Origin of the sequence: Simplicispira sedimenti, assembly GCF_022760965.1 — a bacterium.
Taxonomy (GTDB): Bacteria; Pseudomonadota; Gammaproteobacteria; order Burkholderiales; family Burkholderiaceae_C; genus Simplicispira; species Simplicispira sedimenti.
On record NZ_JAKVIJ010000004.1, the window covers coordinates 222363 to 238501 of the forward strand.

Annotated in this window: 16 protein-coding genes; 12 read left to right on the plus strand and 4 right to left on the minus strand. The window is 68.2% G+C overall.

Going from position 1 to position 16139, the window contains the following annotated elements; translation table 11 throughout:
• Position 1: 1 nt before the first annotated feature.
• The 12 genes from MJ602_RS06675 (at position 2) to MJ602_RS06730 (ending at position 12912) form a co-directional block, all read left to right on the plus strand.
• Positions 2-1915: a polysaccharide biosynthesis protein gene (locus MJ602_RS06675; protein ID WP_243020072.1), complete on the plus strand. Its 1914-nt coding sequence runs from the start codon at positions 2-4 to the stop codon at positions 1913-1915.
• Entirely contained in the window at positions 1912-3144 is a 1233-nt protein-coding gene (locus MJ602_RS06680) for a lipopolysaccharide biosynthesis protein (RefSeq protein ID WP_243020073.1), read from the plus strand. The genes MJ602_RS06675 and MJ602_RS06680 overlap by 4 nt, the downstream gene beginning before the upstream one ends.
• Positions 3128-3730: an acyltransferase gene (locus MJ602_RS06685; protein ID WP_243020074.1), complete on the plus strand. Its 603-nt coding sequence runs from the start codon at positions 3128-3130 to the stop codon at positions 3728-3730. Before MJ602_RS06680 ends, MJ602_RS06685 begins: the two co-directional genes overlap by 17 nt.
• On the plus strand, positions 3723-4778 hold the full coding sequence (locus MJ602_RS06690) for a glycosyltransferase (protein ID WP_243020075.1): 1056 nt from the start codon (positions 3723-3725) through the stop codon (positions 4776-4778). The genes MJ602_RS06685 and MJ602_RS06690 overlap by 8 nt, the downstream gene beginning before the upstream one ends.
• Complete coding sequence (locus tag MJ602_RS06695) at positions 4775-5800, plus strand: glycosyltransferase family 2 protein (protein WP_243020076.1); 1026 nt, start codon at positions 4775-4777, stop codon at positions 5798-5800. The genes MJ602_RS06690 and MJ602_RS06695 overlap by 4 nt, the downstream gene beginning before the upstream one ends.
• Complete coding sequence (locus MJ602_RS06700) at positions 5797-6495, plus strand: class I SAM-dependent methyltransferase (RefSeq protein ID WP_243020077.1); 699 nt, start codon at positions 5797-5799, stop codon at positions 6493-6495. The genes MJ602_RS06695 and MJ602_RS06700 overlap by 4 nt, the downstream gene beginning before the upstream one ends.
• A gap of 10 nt (positions 6496-6505) precedes the next feature.
• Positions 6506-7837, plus strand: coding sequence for a UDP-glucose dehydrogenase family protein (locus MJ602_RS06705; RefSeq protein ID WP_243020078.1), 1332 nt, complete (start codon positions 6506-6508; stop codon positions 7835-7837).
• Between the two features lie 9 nt (positions 7838-7846).
• Positions 7847-9013 (plus strand): DegT/DnrJ/EryC1/StrS family aminotransferase, encoded by a 1167-nt coding sequence (locus MJ602_RS06710; RefSeq protein WP_243020079.1) that lies wholly within the window; start codon positions 7847-7849, stop codon positions 9011-9013.
• 7 nt (positions 9014-9020) lie between these two features.
• The gene (locus MJ602_RS06715) at positions 9021-9638 is read left to right on the plus strand and encodes a sugar transferase (protein ID WP_162015402.1); all 618 of its coding nucleotides are present in this window, start codon (positions 9021-9023) and stop codon (positions 9636-9638) included.
• Positions 9639-9711: 73 nt separating this feature from the next.
• Entirely contained in the window at positions 9712-11241 is a 1530-nt protein-coding gene (lysS, locus tag MJ602_RS06720) for a lysine--tRNA ligase (RefSeq protein ID WP_243020080.1), read from the plus strand.
• Positions 11242-11258: 17 nt separating this feature from the next.
• Positions 11259-12275: a GGDEF domain-containing response regulator gene (locus MJ602_RS06725; protein ID WP_243020081.1), complete on the plus strand. Its 1017-nt coding sequence runs from the start codon at positions 11259-11261 to the stop codon at positions 12273-12275.
• Between the two features lie 10 nt (positions 12276-12285).
• Positions 12286-12912, plus strand: coding sequence for a mechanosensitive ion channel family protein (locus MJ602_RS06730; RefSeq protein WP_162015399.1), 627 nt, complete (start codon positions 12286-12288; stop codon positions 12910-12912).
• A gap of 19 nt (positions 12913-12931) precedes the next feature.
• Here MJ602_RS06730 and nagZ read toward each other — a convergent pair whose 3' ends face one another.
• From nagZ to recO, 4 genes are read right to left on the minus strand one after another with little or no spacing between them, the layout of a single operon-like run.
• On the minus strand, positions 12932-14014 hold the full coding sequence (nagZ, locus tag MJ602_RS06735; RefSeq protein WP_243020082.1) for a beta-N-acetylhexosaminidase: 1083 nt from the start codon (positions 14012-14014) through the stop codon (positions 12932-12934).
• A gap of 28 nt (positions 14015-14042) precedes the next feature.
• Complete coding sequence (gene acpS, locus MJ602_RS06740; protein ID WP_243020110.1) at positions 14043-14468, minus strand: holo-ACP synthase; 426 nt, start codon at positions 14466-14468, stop codon at positions 14043-14045.
• A 57-nt stretch (positions 14469-14525) separates the two neighbouring features.
• On the minus strand, positions 14526-15287 hold the full coding sequence (locus tag MJ602_RS06745; RefSeq protein ID WP_243020083.1) for a pyridoxine 5'-phosphate synthase: 762 nt from the start codon (positions 15285-15287) through the stop codon (positions 14526-14528).
• Positions 15284-16045, minus strand: a complete 762-nt coding sequence (recO, locus tag MJ602_RS06750) for a DNA repair protein RecO (RefSeq protein WP_162015395.1) — start codon at positions 16043-16045, stop codon at positions 15284-15286. The genes MJ602_RS06745 and recO overlap by 4 nt, the downstream gene beginning before the upstream one ends.
• Positions 16046-16139 lie beyond the last annotated feature (94 nt).

Sequence of the window (16139 nt, forward strand, 5' to 3'; positions counted from 1 at the left end):
CATGTCCAGCACCTTGCCCACCCGCATCCTGCTATGGCCCCGCAACGCCAAGCGCCTGGTGGTGGTGGCTCTGGACACAGGCATGGGCCTGCTCGCCATGTGGCTGGCCTTCACATTGCGGCTCGAAACACTGCACCGCCCCGAAGGGCTTCAGTGGCTGGTCTATGCCCTGGGGCCGCTGCTCGCGTTTCCCATTTTTGTGAACCTGGGGCTCTACCGCGCCATCTTCCGCTACACCGGCATTCGCGCGCTCATCACCACGGGCCGGGCCGTCGCCTGGTATGGCGCGCTGCTGCTGGCCGTTCTGTTGCTGGCCCAGTGGGAGGGCGTGCCACGCAGCGTGGGTATCCTGCAGCCATTGATTTTTCTGCTGCTGGTGGGCGCCAGCCGTGCGCTGGGATGGCTGTGGCTGGCCGGCCAGCCAGGCGAGGCCCCACGCCATCTTCTGATCTACGGAGCAGGCAGCGCAGGCGCACAGACGGCAGCGGGTCTGGCCGGCATGCGCCAGTATGAGCTGGTGGGCTTTGTGGACGACGACCCGATCAAGGTGGGCCGCAGCATCAATGGCGTGCGCGTGTACGGCACGCACACCCTGCCCGACCTGGTGCAGCGCCTGGGCGTCACCGACATGCTGCTGGCCATGCCCAGCGCACCGCGCCAGCGCCGCCGCGCCATTCTGGAGGGCCTGCACAGGCTGCCACTGCGCATCCGCACGCTGCCGGGCCTGTCGGACCTGGCGAGTGGCCGCGTGACGGTGGCCGATTTCCAGGACTTGGGGCTGGAAGACCTCATCGGCCGCGAGCCCGTGGCCCCCTTGTCCGGCCTGCTGGGCCCTGCGCTTGCGGGCCAGGTAGTGCTGGTGACCGGGGCCGGAGGCAGCATCGGCAGCGAGCTGTGCCGCCAGATCGTGAACGAAGGCCCCGCGCAACTGCTGCTGGTGGAGCACAGCGAATACGCGCTCTACGCCATCCACCACGAGCTGCAAACCCTGCGCGACCAGGGCGCACACCGCTGCGAGCTGGTGCCCTTGTTGGCCAGTGCGTGCGATGCGCAGCGCATGCAGCACATTGGCGCGCAATACCACCCGGCCCTTGTGTACCACGCCGCGGCCTACAAACACGTGCCCATGGTGGAAGCCAACGCGGGTGAAGGCGTGCTCAACAATGTGTTCGGCACCCTCACCATGGTGCAGATGGCCCTGCAGCATGGGGCACGGCATTTCGTGCTCATCTCCACCGACAAGGCCGTGCGCCCCACCAATGTGATGGGGGCCAGCAAGCGCGTGGCCGAGTTGATCCTGCAGGCCGTGGCCGCAAGCCCCCAGCCTCCATTCGGCCCAGCCACCGAGCAGGCCCGTGCATGGCAATGCCCCACGCGTTTTTCCATGGTGCGCTTTGGCAATGTGCTGGGCTCCAGCGGCAGCGTGATCCCGCTGTTCCGGCAACAGATCGCTCAGGGCGGGCCCATCACCGTGACACACCCCGAAGTCACGCGCTACTTCATGACCATTCCCGAAGCCGCCCAACTGGTGCTGCAAGCAGGCGCATTGGCCGAAGGCGGCGACGTATTCCTGCTGGACATGGGCGAGCCCGTGCGCATTGCCGATCTGGCGCAGCGCATGGTCACGCTGTCGGGCCTGACGGTACGTGACGCGGCACACCCACAGGGCGACATCGCCATCGAATTCACCGGCTTGCGCCCTGGTGAAAAGCTCTACGAAGAGCTGCTGATTGGTGACCATCCCATGCCCACGTCGCATCCGCGCATCCTGCGCGCAAGGGAGGAGTATCTGCCCTGGCAAACGTTGCAGCCATGGCTGGAACGTCTGGAGAATGCAGCCCAGGCCGATGACAGCACAGCCATCAAAGCCCTGCTGCACGGGCTTGTGCCCGGCTACCAGCCCCAGCAAGCATGAGATCCACGATGCTGAAGGCGACGCTCACACTGCTGTCGGGCAGCGTGCTGGCGCATGCCTTACCCCTGGCCCTGGGGCCTGTGCTCACACGCCTTTATTCACCACAGGATTTCGGCCAGTTCGCCCTGCTATGGGCGGTGGCCAGCAATCTTGCCGTGGTGGTCTGTGCGCGCTATGACTTTGCCCTTCCGCTGGAGCCTCGGCCCCGGCGGGCCGCGCTGCTGATGGCGCTGTGCTTGCGCATTGCGGTGGCGGTCACGGCACTGTCCATGCCTGTGGGCCTGACGCTGTGGTGGTGGCAAGGGCTGGAGCAGGCCTGGCTGCTACCTCTGGCGGTGCTGGCCGCAGGCGGCGTGCAATGGCTGGGCCTGTGGGCCACACGCGGGCACCGCTTTGGGTTGCTCGCGACAGCACGCCTGGTGCAGCAGGGCGGAGCCGCGGTGATGCAGGTACTTCTGGGGCTGCTCAAACTCGGGCTGTGGGGACTGTGGCTGGGTCCCGTGCTGGCGGGTCTGGCAGCCACTTGGCTGCTGGCCCGGCCCGCACCGCAAGGGGGCTGGCGGCGCCTGCTGCGCCAACCACTGCGCCGCCTGCAAGCCATGGCCGCGCAGCACCGCGACTTTCCGTTGTACAACACACCCCACGCTTTTGCAGGAGCGCTACAGGACACGCTGGCGCTGTTGTTGATTGCGGCATGGGCAGGCGATGCAGCGGCGGGCTTCTGGGCCCTGGCGCTGCGCTATCTCAAGGCCCCTGCCACCCTGTTGGGGGGCGCGCTGTCGCAGGCGCTGTACCCGCAGTTGGTGCACGCCCGCAGCGCTGCCGAGGCGCGTACGCTGGTACGCCGCACCATGCTGACGCTGGCCCTCATGGCCGCGCCCTTGGGGACCGCACTGCTGCTGTGGGGCCCCGCACTTTTCGCCTGGGCCTTTGGCGAGCAGTGGAGTGACACCGGCGTTCTGGCACGCGGGCTGGCGCTCTATATCGGCCTGCATTTCATCGCCTCGCCGCTCTCGGTGGTGACGCTCGCCTGGCGCGCCCAGCCCTGGGCGCTGCGCCTGGCGCTCGTCGGGCAGGTGGTGTTTTTCGCCGGGCTGGCCGCCGGACTCCACTGGGGCGGGCTCGCAGGAGCGGCCTGGGGCGTTTCGACCGCCATGGCCGCGTACTTCCTCTACTATTTCCAGGCCCTCGCATCCTGGAGCGACATTCCCCATGAGACCCCTGCTTAACCGCTGGCGCCGCTGGCTCTGGCGGCAGCTTTTCTACCGCATGGTGTTCGGCGAGCAAGGCCGTGCAGGCCAAGCGTTGCCCCACACGCGCATCGCACCCAGCACCTGCATCGAGGGCGAGGCCGGACTGGAGCTGGCGGACCATGTGTTCATCGGCCAGTTCAACTTCCTCGACGCCACGGCCGGGCTGCGCATCGCCGAGGGGGTGCAGATCACCAACTTTGTCAGCATCGTCACGCACAGCTCGCACCGCAGCATCCGGCTGCTCGGCCGCGCCTACGCCAGCCGCCAGGGCGAGGTGCCTGGCTATGTGCGCGCCCCGGTCGAGATCGGGGCGTACAGCTTCATCGGCCCACACAGCGTGGTCGAGGCGGGCAGCTGCATCGGCAAGGGCGTGGTGGTGTGCGCCCACGCGCGCGTGCGCGGCGAGGTGCCAGACTTTGCCATCGTCGCCGGCTCACCCGCCGCCGTCATCGGCGACGTGCGCACGGGCGACGCCCGCCTGCTGGCGCAGCACCCCGAACTGGCACCCCACTACGCCGCCTGGGCGGGAGATTTGCCCCTGAAAGAGGCTGGGCATGGCTGACGCACCCCACTTGTGCCTGCTGGGCGACGCCAACAGCCCGCACACCCGGCGCTGGGCGCTGGAGATGCGCGCACGCGGCTGGCGCGTCTCCCTCGTCACCGCGCGGCCCGAGCCGCTCGATGGCGTGGAGCAGCGCATCCTGGCACCCGTGCAGCGCCAAACCGACTGGCTGCTGCGCGCGGGCGCGGCGCGCCGCCATGTGCGCGCGCTGGCGCCCGACATCGTGCATGCGCACTACCTCACCTCCTACGGCTACCTGGCCGCGCGCTGCGACCGCCACCCGCTGGTGATGACGGCCTGGGGCAGCGACCTGCTGGTGACGCCGCACACCCGGCCCTGGATGCGCTGGCTCACGGGCTGGATCCTGCGCCGCGCCGACCTTCTCACCGGCGACTCGGCCAGCCTCGTCGAGGCCGCGCGGCAGTACCAGCCGCGCGCCCCGGTGCACGAGATCCACTGGGGCGTGGACCGCGCGCGCTTCAACCCCACGCCCTGGGAGCACAAGGACGGCCTGCACATCGTGAGCCTGCGCGCCTGGGAGCCCAACTACCAGATCGCCACGCTGATCGACGCCTTCGCGCTGGCGAGCCAGCAGCTGCCCGGCGTGCCGCTGCAGCTGCACCTGCTGGGCGGCGGCGCGCTCGAACCCGCGCTGCGTGCCCAGGTCCACGCGCTGGGCCTGGCGCCCAGCGTGACCTTCCATGGCCGCCTGGACGACGCGGGCATGGCCTCCGTGCTGGCACGCTGCAAGATATCGGTCACCGTGCCGGCCAGCGACGCCACCTCGGTGGCCATGCTGGAGAGCATGGCCTGCGGCCTGGCCGTGGTGGCCAGCGACCTGCCCGCCAACCGGCAATGGATCGACCCGGATCTATTGGTACCCGCGGGCGATGCGCCAGCACTGGCCCGGGTGCTGCAGCGGCTCGCCAGCGACAATGCGCAGGCACGCCAGGCGGGCGAGCGCAATGCCGAGCGCATCGCGCTGGACGGCGACCGCAAGGCGCAGATGGACCGCATGGACCGGCTGTACCGGGAGCTTCTGCAATGACCGCCCTTGCCCCCCGCCTGCTCAGCGTGATTGCTCCTTGCCGCAACGAGGCCGCCTTCATTGACGCCTTTTGCGATTCGGTGCTGCGCCAGCAGCTCCCGGAAGGCTGGCATATGGAAGTGCTGATCGCCGACGGCGAGAGCGACGACGGCACGCGCGAGCGTCTGCAGGAGCGCTGCGCCCACGACGCGCGGCTGGTGCTGGTGGACAACCCGGGCCGAATCGTCTCCACCGGGCTCAACGCCTGCATCGCGCGCGCCCAGGGCGAAGTGGTTGCCCGGCTCGACATTCACACCCAGTTCGCGCCCGACTACCTGGCGCGCTGCATCGACACGCTGGAACGCAGCGGCGCCGACAACGTGGGCGGCCCCTGGGTCGCGCAGGGCACCGGCGCCATGGGTGCGGCCATCGCGGCAGCGTTCCAGTGCCGCTGGGTGGTGGGCGGCGCGCGCTCGCGCGACCCGGGCTACGAGGGCGCGGTCGACACCGTGTACCTGGGCTGCTGGCGGCGCGAGGCGTTCGCGCGCTTCGGCCTGTTCGACGAGGCGCTGGTGCGTAACCAGGACGACGAACACAACCTGCGCCTGCGCCGGGGCGGCGGCCGCATCTGGCAGAGCGGCACGATCCGCTCGGTCTACCACCCGCGCGGCTCGCTGCGCCACCTCTACGCCCAGCAACAGCAGTACGGCTACTGGCGGCCCTTCGTGGTGCGCAAGCACGGGCAGCCGGGTTCGCTGCGCCAGCTCGTGCCCGCGCTGTTCGTTGCCGCGCTCGCGCTCTGCGCCCTGCTGCTGCCCTGGACGCCCTGGCCCGCCACGGCGCTGCTGGCGCTCTATGGCGCCTATCTGGCGCTGGCGAGCGTGGCGGCGGCACGCGCCGCCGGGGCCTGGAACCTGCTGCCGCGCCTGCCCGCCGTGATCGCCGCCTTCCACCTGGGCTACGGCTGGGGCACCTGGCAAGGCTTGTGGGACGTGCTGCGCAAGCGCCCGCCGGCGCAACGCTTCGCGAGGATCACGCGATGAGCACGCCCGAGACCCACGCCGTGCAGGCACGCTACGCGCGGCGCGACAACGCAGCCGACGCAAACCGCTACAGCCTGTACGCCAACGCAGCCGCCCTGCAAGCTCAGCAGGAGCGCTTGCGCGCCATGGCGCGCCTGTGGCGCGCCCATGGCTGGACCAGCCTGGCCGATCGCCCCCTGCTCGAAGTGGGCTGCGGCAGCGGTGGCAACCTGCTGGACCTGCTGCGCCTGGGCGCCACGCCCGGGCTGCTGGGCGGCATCGAACTGCTGCCTGAACGCACCGCCGCCGCACGCGCCGTGCTGCCGGGCGGCGTGCAGCTCATCGAAGGCGACGCCTGTGCGGCGCCGGTGGCAGACGCCAGCCAGCAGGCCGTGCTGGCCTTCACCGTGTTCAGCTCGCTGCTCGACCCCGCCTACCGCCAGCAGTTCGCGCGCACGCTGTGGCGCTGGGTGGCGCCGGGCGGCGGTGTGCTGGTGTATGACTTTGTGGTGAACAACCCGCACAATCCCGATGTGCGCAAAGTCCCGCCCGCCGAGCTGCGCACGCTGTTCCCCAGCGCCAGGCTGCGCTCGCTGCGGCTCACCCTGGCGCCGCCCCTCGCGCGGCGCCTGCCAGCAGGGCTGATCGCCCCTGCCGCGCGGCTGGCGCCTTTTTTACGCACACACCGCCTGACCTGGGCGGTCAAACCCCTGTGAACGCTGCCCCATGAACATCACCGTTGTCGGAACCGGATACGTGGGCCTTGTGACAGGCGCCTGCCTCGCGGAGATGGGCAACCACGTGGTCTGCCTGGACCGCGACCCCGGGCGCATTGCCACCCTGCTGCGCGGCGAGCTGCCCATCCACGAGCCCGGCCTGCTCGATCTCGTGCTGCGCAACACCCGCAGCGGGCGGCTGGCTTTTACCGGGGATGTGGACCATGCCGTAACCCACGGTCGCGTGCAGTTCATCGCCGTGGGCACGCCGCCGGGCGAAGACGGCTCGGCCGACCTGCAACATGTGCTCGCCGCCGCGCGCGCCATTGCCGAACGCATGCAGGAGCCCCGGCTCATCGTCAACAAGAGCACCGTGCCGGTGGGCACGGCGGACCGCGTGCGCGCGCTGGTGGCACAGGTGCTGCAGGCGCGCGGCCTGCCGGCTCTGGCGTTTTCGGTGGCGTCCAACCCCGAGTTCCTCAAGGAAGGCTCGGCCGTGCAGGATTTCATGCGCCCGGACCGCGTGGTGGTAGGCGCCGACGATCCCCAGGCGGCCCAGACGCTGCACCAGCTCTACGCCCCCTTCATGCGCAACCGCGACCGCCTGATCGCCATGGACGTGCGCAGCGCCGAGTTCACCAAGTACGCGGCCAACGCCATGCTGGCCACGCGCATCAGCTTCATGAACGAGCTGGCCCTGCTGGCCGAGAAGCTGGGGGCTGACATTGAGCAGGTGCGCACCGGCATCGGCACCGACCCGCGCATCGGCACGCATTTCCTTTACGCGGGCACAGGCTACGGCGGATCGTGCTTTCCCAAGGACGTGCAGGCCCTCGTGCACACGGCCCGCGAAGCCGGGCAGGATCTGACCATCCTGCAGGCCGTGCAGGCCGTGAACGAGCGCCAGAAGCTGGTGCTGGTGGACAAGATCGTGGCGCGCTTCGGGCCGGACCTGCGCGGGCGGCGTTTCGCTCTTTGGGGCCTGGCCTTCAAGCCGGGCACGGACGACATGCGCGAGGCGCCCAGCCTGACCATCATCGAGCGCCTGCAGGCCCTGGGCGCCGAGGTTGCTGCCTACGACCCCGTGGCGCTGGCACAGGCGCGTGCGGCGCTGGGCACGCGGCCCGGCCTGCACCTGCTGGACCGCTCCGAGGCCGTGCTCGAAGGCGCGGACGCGCTGGTCATCGTGACCGAGTGGAAGGAGTTCCGCAGCCCCGATTTCGCCCACCTGGCCGCCACGCTGCGCCAGCCGGTTCTCTTCGACGGCCGCAACCTGTTCGAACCCGCCGACATGCGCGCGCTGGGCATCGAATACCACGCCATCGGCCGCGGCACCCCCTGATCCATCACCATGTCAGACACCACCCTTCCCTTCCTCCCCTTTGCACGCCCCGACATCGGCGATGCCGAGATCGCCGCCGTCACCGAGGCCTTGCGCTCGGGCTGGGTCACCACCGGCCCCAAGGCCCGCGCCTTCGAACAGGCCTTCACCGACTACCTGGGCGGCAACGGGCTGCAGAGCATCGCCGTCAACTCCGCCACCGCCGGCCTGCACCTCGCGCTGGAGGCCCTGGGGATCGGCCCGGGCGACGAGGTGATCGCGCCCACGCTGACCTTCACCGCCACCGTGGAGGTGGTGCGCTACCTGGGCGCCGACCCGGTGCTGGTGGACGTGGACCCGGTCACGCTGAACATCGACCCTGAGGCCATCCGCGCCGCCATCACGCCCCGGACCAAGGCCATCATGCCGGTGCACTACGGGGGCCTGGCCTGCGACATGGACGCCATTCTGGCCATCGCGCGCGAGCATGGCCTGAAAGTGGTGGAAGACGCCGCGCACGCCCTGCCCACCACCTGGAAAGGCCGGCTGGTGGGACAGCTCGACTCCGACGTGACGGTGTTCAGCTTCTACGCCAACAAGACCATCACCACCGGCGAGGGCGGCATGGCCGTGACGAGCGACCCCAAGCTGGCCGAGCGCATGCGCGTGATGCGCCTGCACGGCATGAGCCGCGACGCGTTCGACCGCTTCACCTCCAAGACCCCCGCCTGGTACTACGAGGTGGTGGCCCCCGGCTTTAAATACAACCTGACCGACACCGCCGCCGCCCTGGGCCTGGTGCAGCTGCAGCGCCTGCCGCAGTTCCTGGAGCGCCGCCAGCACCTGGCAGCGCGCTACCACGCGCAACTGGCGGGCCTGCCCCTGGTGCTGCCGGCCGATGCCCCGGCGGGCGATGTGCATGCCTGGCACCTCTATGTGGTGCGCCTGGCGCTGGGGGCACGCCTGGGGCGCGACGCGGTCATCCAGGCGCTGTCGGATCGCGGCATTGGCACCAGCGTGCACTATGTTCCGCTGCACCGCCACCCTTACTGGCGCGACCGCTATGGACTGGTGCCCGCCAGGTTCCCGCAGGCCGACGCGGCCTACCAGGCCATGCTGAGTCTGCCGTTGTTCACCGCGATAACGGACGCCGACCAAGATCGGGTGATCACCGCGCTGCACGAACTGCTGGGTTGACTCCTCCATGGGCAAACGGCTGTTCGACATCGCCTGTGCCGCCACTGCGCTAGCGCTGCTGGCGCCCCTGCTGCTGGCGTTGGCGCTGTGGGTGCGGCTTGACTCCCCGGGTCCGGTGCTGTTTCGCCAGCAGCGTGTGGGGCGCGACAGTCGTCCCTTTGCCATCCTCAAGTTCCGCACCATGCAGGTGAATGCCGAAGCCGCAGGGCTGCAGATCACCGTGGGGCAAGATCCCCGCATCACCCGTGCGGGCAGCTGGCTGCGCCGCAGCAAGCTGGATGAACTACCGCAGTTGCTGAACGTGCTGCGCGGCGACATGAGCATGGTGGGCCCCCGCCCCGAGGTGCCGCGCTACGTGGCGTTGTACCCAACGGATGTGCGCGAGACCGTGCTGAGCGTACGTCCCGGCATCACCGATCTGGCATCGCTCGCCTTTCGGGATGAAAGCACCTTGCTGGCGCAGAGCCCCGACCCCGAGCGCACCTATGTGGAGGTGATTCTGCCCACCAAATTGCGCTACGCCTGCGACTACGTGCAGCAGCGCAGCCTGTGGCTGGATCTGCGCATCATCGCCCGTACAGCGATGGTCCTGCTGGGTCGACAGGACAGAGCGCCCCCATGCTGAGGCGCACCGCCTTAAAATCACAGGTTTGGCCGCATCGGCCACTCCCTTTTCACGCCCCGCACCGACGGCTCCTATGTCTGAACAGCACCACGCCCCCGCACCCCAGGACGAAAACCAGCTCATCGCCGAGCGCCGCGACAAACTGCGCGCCCTGCGCGAAGCCCAGGCCCAGGGCCATGGCGTGGCTTTTCCCAACGACTTCAAACCCCAGCACCATGCGGCAGACCTGCAAGTCCAGCACGGCGCGCAGGACGCACAGGCGCTGGAGGCACAGCCCATCACCGTGTGCGTGGCCGGCCGCATGATGCTCAAGCGCGTCATGGGCAAGGCCAGCTTTGCCACGGTGCAGGACGCTTCGGGCCGCATCCAGCTCTACGTGACACGCGACGCGCTGGGCGAAGAGCTGTATGCCGCCTTCAAGCATTGGGACCTGGGCGACATCCTGGGCGCCGAAGGGACGCTGTTCAAAACCAAGACGGGTGAGCTGTCGATCAAGGTCGAGCGCCTGCGGCTGCTGACCAAGAGCCTGCGCCCCATGCCGGACAAGTTCCACGGCATCCACGACCAGGAAGTGAAATATCGCCAGCGATACGTGGACCTGATGACCGACGAGCAGGCCCGCAAGCGCTTCGTGGCGCGCAGCAAGGCCGTGAGCGGCATCCGCGACTTCATGGTGCAGCACGGTTTCCTGGAAGTGGAAACGCCCATGCTCCACCCCATTCCGGGTGGCGCGAATGCCAAGCCCTTTGTCACACACCACAACGCGCTGGAGCAGGAGATGTACCTGCGCATCGCGCCCGAGCTGTACTTGAAACGCTTGCTGGTGGGCGGCTTCGAGCGTGTGTTCGAGATCAATCGCAACTTCCGCAACGAAGGCATCTCGGTGCGCCACAACCCCGAGTTCACGATGATGGAGTTCTATGCGGCCTACTGGAACTACCAGGACCTCATGGGCTTTACCGAGCAGCTTGTGCGCGACGCGGCCCTCAAGGCCACGGGGACGCTGCAACTCTCCTACCAAGGGCGCGAGGTCGATCTGACTCAGCCGTTTGCACGCCTGACCATCCGCGAAGCCATCTTCCAGTACACCGAGGCCGGTGCCCATGTGGACGACGCTGCTTGGCTCATCAGCGCACTGAAGAAGCTGGGCATGAACGAAGAGAAGAACAAGCTCTCTGCCCGCAGCCTGGCCAGCCTGCAGGTGCTGTATTTCGAGGAAACGGTGGAAGACAAGCTCTGGCAGCCCACCTTCATCATGGAGCACCCGACAGAGATATCGCCCCTGGCCCGTGCCAACGACACGCGCCCCGAGGTGACCGAGCGCTTTGAGCTCTACATCACTGGCCGCGAGTTCGGCAACGGCTTCTCCGAGCTGAACGACGCCGAGGACCAGGCCGCACGCTTCCACGCCCAGGTGGCGGCCAAGGACGGCGGCGACGACGAGGCCATGTACTTCGACCACGACTTCGTGCGTGCGCTCGAGTACGGCATGCCGCCCGCAGGCGGTTGCGGCATCGGCATCGACCGCCTGATGATGCTGCTGACCGACAGCCAGAGCATCCGCGATGTGATCCTGTTCCCGGCGTTGCGGCGCGAGGGCTGATCTGGCACATTGACGCCATGCCCCTGTCCACCGCCCTGCTCCCCGCCAACACGGCGCAGCCTTTCAGCGTACTGGTGGTCGAGGATCAGGAGTCGGTGCGCGCTGCACTGGTGGGCGAGCTGCGCAACGCAGGCATTTCCCAGGTGCTGGAGGCGCGTGACGGCGAGACGGCGCTGCGCTTTTTCACCGAGCGACGCCCGGATCTGGTCTTGCTGGACATCTGCCTTCCCGGCAAGGACGGCTACTGGCTGGCCCAGCAGATGCGCATTGCCGAACCCGGCGACTGGACGCCCATCATCTTCCTCTCGGGCCTGGACAACGAACTGGATGTCTGGCGCGGTATCGAGGCCGGGGGCGACGACTACCTGACCAAGCCGGTCAAGCCCATTGTGCTGGTGGCCAAGCTGCGCGCCATGCGGCGCCTGCTCGACATGCGGCGTCGCCTGGTGTCCCTGTCCGACGAACTGCACCTGGCCAACCAACGGCTCAACGCGATGGTGGAGGTCGATGCCCTGACGGGCCTGATCAACCGCCGCGGTTTCGACCAGCGGTTGCACAGCGAGATCCTGGCCGCTCGGCGCGATCGGCAACCGCTGACCCTGATGTTGTGCGACCTGGACCACTTCAAGAACTACAACGATAGCCTGGGCCATGTGCAGGGCGATGCCTGCCTGCAGCAGGTGGCCCGTTTGCTGCGCGAGGTGTGCGTGCGCCCGCGCGACACCGCGGCACGCTACGGCGGCGAGGAGTTTGCCCTCATCCTGCCGAGCACGCCCCGCTCCGGCGCCATGACCTTTGCCCGGGCACTGGGGCAGACGCTGCGCAACCACGCGATTGCGCACCCCGCATCGCCCGTGGCGGGCGTGGTCACGCTCTCGGGCGGTATCACGACCTGTGTGCCCGACGATGCCACCAGTGCGGAAAGCATGCTCATGCGTGCCGACCAGGCGCTGTACGCCGCCAAGGCCCAGGGGCGCGACCGCTTCTTCAGCTTTGAAATGCAGATGGACACGGTAGAGCAGCGCCACGGCTGACACATCTCCCATGCGACGTTCCTTGACTCTCTACCTGCCCGAATGGGCCCAGGACTGGCTGGAAATCATCGTTCCGGGGGGGCAGATTGCACTCATCCTTGTGGCGGCCTGGCTGCTGCAGAACCTGCTGGGGCGCCTGCTGACCCGTGCCGGGCGCCACTACCAGATTCCCCTGGAACTGCAGATGCCCATCCACGGGCTGATGCGCTGGACCATTTTTGCCGCCACCCTGCTGCTGGTGCTGGAGCGCCTGGGCGTGTCGGCCACGGTGCTGTGGACCGGCTTTACCGGCTTTGCCACCGTGGGAGCCGTGGCCTTCTTTGCGGCGTGGAGCGTGCTGTCCAACCTGTTCTGCGCGTTCCTGATATTCACCGTGGGCCCCTTCCGCCTGGGGGACACCATCGAACTGCTCGACACGGCCGAGAAACCCGGCGCCAAGGGTCGGGTGGTGGACATCAACCTGCTCTACACCACGCTGGAAGATGCAACGCGTGGGCAGACCGGTGTCTTGCTGCAGATACCCAATGCGCTGATCTTTCAGCGGGTTCTGCGCCGCTGGGAACCGGCGATCGCCCCATCAGGCATCCCGGCTCCAGCCCCGCAAGAGCGTTTGCAAGATACACCCTCCGTCCCCTGAAACCCGAGCGAAGCCTGCCTCAGGGCAGCATCTCCAGCGCCTGCAGATAGGCCGGCTGGAACATCAATTCATCCCACGCCTGCGGCACGGTTTCCGGCAACAGTGCCAGGCGGCGCGCAGCGCTGTCCGGGCTGGGCTGCCAGCGGCCGTGTACCAGCGCGTCGGCCAGGCCATCCAGCAGATCATCCACGGCGCGCCCATCGCCCAGGCTCTGGTTGCACAGCAGCACCAGGTCGCACCCGGCCTGCAATGCCGCCAATGCGGCATCGGTGTGGCTGGCCAGGTGGCCGTCGATATGGCGTGCGCCCTCCATGCTCAGGTCATCGCTGATGATGGCCCCCTCGAAACCCAGGCGCGTGCGCAGGATATCCTGCAGCCACCGGCGCGAAAAGCCCGCCGGGCGGCTGTCCACCTTGGGGTAGATCACATGTGCGGGCATGACGGCGGTAAGCGTGCTGCGCAGCCAGGCATAGGGCGCAGCGTCGTCCTGCAGAATGGCCTTGAGGCTGCGCCGATCCACGGGAATGTCGGTGTGCGAATCGGCCCGCACAAAGCCGTGCCCCGGGAAGTGCTTGCCGCAGTGGGCCATGCCCGCCTGCAGCAGACCATGCGCCAGGCTCTTGGCCAGCATCGCCACCACGCGCGGGTCGGCATGGAAGGCACGGTCACCGATCACACTGCTGCCACCCCAGTCCAGGTCCAGCACGGGTGTGAAGGAAAAATCGACGCCGCAAGCCCGCAGCTCACTGGCCAGCACATAGCCCGCCGCTGTGGCCGCATTGGTGGCCGCCATGGCCCCGCTGCCCGGGCCGGCTTTGCCGTCCTGCATCCACAGTGCGCCCAGGGCGCGCATGGGTGGCAGTTGGGTGAAACCGTCGGAGCGAAAGCGCTGCACGCGGCCGCCCTCGTGGTCCACGCAGATGAGCAGGTCCTCGCGCACGGCCTTGATCGCGCTGGTGAGCTCCAGCAGTTGCGCACGGTCGCGCCAGTTGCGGGTGAACAGGATGACGCCCCCGGTGAGCGGGTGCGCCAGGCGCCTGCGGTCGTCTGCACTGAGCTGCGTGCCCGCCACGTCCAGCAAGAGGGGGGAATGGACCGTCATGCGTTCTCTCCGTTCATTTGCTATTATTTTAATAGCTGTTCGCGCTTATTCCATAAGCGCCATCGGCCTGTTCGACTACACAAAAACTGGCGGCGTAGTCGGTTTCATCGGTCACGCTCAGGTGGGCACGCAACGACCGTGCCTCGAACCACTCATGCAAGGCCCCGTGCAGCACGATGATGGGCTGGCCGCTGGGCAACGAACCGACCTCGCAGGTACGCCAGGTCATGGGCATGCGCAGCCCCAGGCCTATGGCCTTGCTGAACGCCTCCTTGGCGGAAAAGCGCGTGGCCAGGTAGCGCACGCCGCGCTCGCTCCAGCGCTGGCTGCGCGCGCGCCAGATGGCCAGCTCGGCATCACTGAGCACGCGCTCGGCAAACCGGTCGCCATGGCGCTCCAGGCTGGCGCGGATGCGGCGCACGTCGCAGATGTCGGTGCCGATGCCGTAGATCATGGATTTGAACAAAATATGCCGCCAGCGCTTATCTATCAAGCGCAAGCAGCTACAAAATCAGGAGCATGCTGCATCGATGCAGGCCTGGTAGGCGCGCACCGTTGCGGCGTAGCCCAGCTCCAGCGCATCCGAAATGAGCGCGTGGCCGATGGACACCTCCAGCACACCGGGCACGCTGCGCAGAAAGTCGGTGAGGTTGTCGCGGTTCAGATCGTGCCCTGCATTCACGCCCAGCCCGGCGTCCAGCGCGGCCTGGGCGGCGGCGCGGTAGCGCTCCAGTTCAGCCGCCTGTCGCTCGGTGCCCCAGGCAGCAGCGTAGGGCTCGGTGTACAGCTCGATGCAGTCGGCACCCACGGCCCGGGCCTGGGCCATTTGCTCGGGGACCGGGTCCATGAACAGGCTCACGCGCACACCCAGGTCGTGGCATTCGGCAATCAGAGGCGCCAGCCGGGCGGCATCCTGCGGAAAGCTCCAGCCATGGTCGCTGGTGAACTGGTCCTCGCTGTCGGGCACAAAGGTGGCTTGGTGCGGCCGCACGCGACGGATGAAGTCCATCAGGTTCTGCGATGGGTTGCCTTCGATGTTGTACTCGCGCTCGGGCCAGGCCTGCAGCAGTTCGGCGAGCTCATGCACGTCGTGGGGCCGGATGTGGCGCGCATCGGGCCGGGGGTGCACGGTAATGCCCTGCGCTCCCGCCTGCAGGCACAGCAGCGCCGCACGCGTGACGCTGGGAATGCCCAGGTGCCGCGTGTTGCGCACCAGCGCCACCTTGTTGACGTTGACCGACAGCGCGGTGCGGGGATGGGGTGAAGAGGTCATAGCGATTGCAGGTCCATCATGAACTGGCGCGTGCGCAGCACCGGGTGGCCGCAATGGTATTGCAACAGCCCGCGCAACTGCGGTTTGAGTTCACCGGCCACGGCCGCGCATTCGCGCAGCAGGGTGGTGAATGGCACACCGTCCCGCAGGGCGGCGTGCAGTTGCAGCCACTGCGCGCCCGACAGGCTGGCCCGCTCGGCTGCGGGCACGGCGCGCAGGCCGGCCTCGGCGACCAGGGCGTAGCGGCCCTGGGGCTCCAGCGGCGCCAGGGTCAGGGTCTGCACATCCAGCGCGGGCAGCAGTCCCACCTCGCGCAGCAACAGCAGCTCAAAGCTGCGCAGCAAGGGTTCGAGCACTTCGCCATGCTCGGTGGCCAGCACGCGCACCACGGCGGCGTAGTGGTCGAACAGCAGGCTGTGCGCGTCGTCGCGCGCCAACAGGCGCATGAGCAGTTCGTTGAGGTACAGGCCCGACAGCAAGGCCTCGCCCGTGGGCATGGTGTGGCCGCCGACCCATTCCGCCCCCTTGAGGGGGTGGATCTCGGCAGAGTCCGATGCACTCTGGGTCCAGCTCAGGTGCAAAGGCTGCAGGGGCAGCAGCACCGGCCGAAAGTTGGAACTGGGCCTTTTGGCTCCCTTGGCCACCAACGCAGTGCGCCCGCGGTGGCGGGTGAACACCTCCAGGATCAGGCTCGATTCGCTCCAGTCGTAGCGGTGCAGCACATAGGCCGGCTCGTGGGTGACACGTTGCTGGGGCATGAAAATGCTATCAAATCAGCAGCAATAGCACCCTATAAATAGGCGCTGAAGCCCGTCCCAGGCCATAGATCCCGCTCAAGCCAGGGCTCCCGCG

What these genes read in the sequence shown, in the direction of transcription:
- MJ602_RS06675 (WP_243020072.1), top strand. Translation starts at nt 2, where the DNA reads ATGTCCAGCACCTTGCCCACCCGCATCCTGCTATGGCCCCGCAACGCC.
- MJ602_RS06680 (WP_243020073.1), top strand. Translation starts at nt 1,912, where the DNA reads ATGAGATCCACGATGCTGAAGGCGACGCTCACACTGCTGTCGGGCAGC.
- MJ602_RS06685 (WP_243020074.1), top strand. Translation starts at nt 3,128, where the DNA reads ATGAGACCCCTGCTTAACCGCTGGCGCCGCTGGCTCTGGCGGCAGCTT.
- MJ602_RS06690 (WP_243020075.1), top strand. Translation starts at nt 3,723, where the DNA reads ATGGCTGACGCACCCCACTTGTGCCTGCTGGGCGACGCCAACAGCCCG.
- MJ602_RS06695 (WP_243020076.1), top strand. Translation starts at nt 4,775, where the DNA reads ATGACCGCCCTTGCCCCCCGCCTGCTCAGCGTGATTGCTCCTTGCCGC.
- MJ602_RS06700 (WP_243020077.1), top strand. Translation starts at nt 5,797, where the DNA reads ATGAGCACGCCCGAGACCCACGCCGTGCAGGCACGCTACGCGCGGCGC.
- MJ602_RS06705 (WP_243020078.1), top strand. Translation starts at nt 6,506, where the DNA reads ATGAACATCACCGTTGTCGGAACCGGATACGTGGGCCTTGTGACAGGC.
- MJ602_RS06710 (WP_243020079.1), top strand. Translation starts at nt 7,847, where the DNA reads ATGTCAGACACCACCCTTCCCTTCCTCCCCTTTGCACGCCCCGACATC.
- MJ602_RS06715 (WP_162015402.1), top strand. Translation starts at nt 9,021, where the DNA reads ATGGGCAAACGGCTGTTCGACATCGCCTGTGCCGCCACTGCGCTAGCG.
- lysS (WP_243020080.1), top strand. Translation starts at nt 9,712, where the DNA reads ATGTCTGAACAGCACCACGCCCCCGCACCCCAGGACGAAAACCAGCTC.
- MJ602_RS06725 (WP_243020081.1), top strand. Translation starts at nt 11,259, where the DNA reads ATGCCCCTGTCCACCGCCCTGCTCCCCGCCAACACGGCGCAGCCTTTC.
- MJ602_RS06730 (WP_162015399.1), top strand. Translation starts at nt 12,286, where the DNA reads ATGCGACGTTCCTTGACTCTCTACCTGCCCGAATGGGCCCAGGACTGG.
- nagZ (WP_243020082.1), bottom strand. Translation starts at nt 14,014, where the DNA reads ATGACGGTCCATTCCCCCCTCTTGCTGGACGTGGCGGGCACGCAGCTC.
- acpS (WP_243020110.1), bottom strand. Translation starts at nt 14,468, where the DNA reads ATGATCTACGGCATCGGCACCGACATCTGCGACGTGCGCCGCATCCGC.
- MJ602_RS06745 (WP_243020083.1), bottom strand. Translation starts at nt 15,287, where the DNA reads ATGACCTCTTCACCCCATCCCCGCACCGCGCTGTCGGTCAACGTCAAC.
- recO (WP_162015395.1), bottom strand. Translation starts at nt 16,045, where the DNA reads ATGCCCCAGCAACGTGTCACCCACGAGCCGGCCTATGTGCTGCACCGC.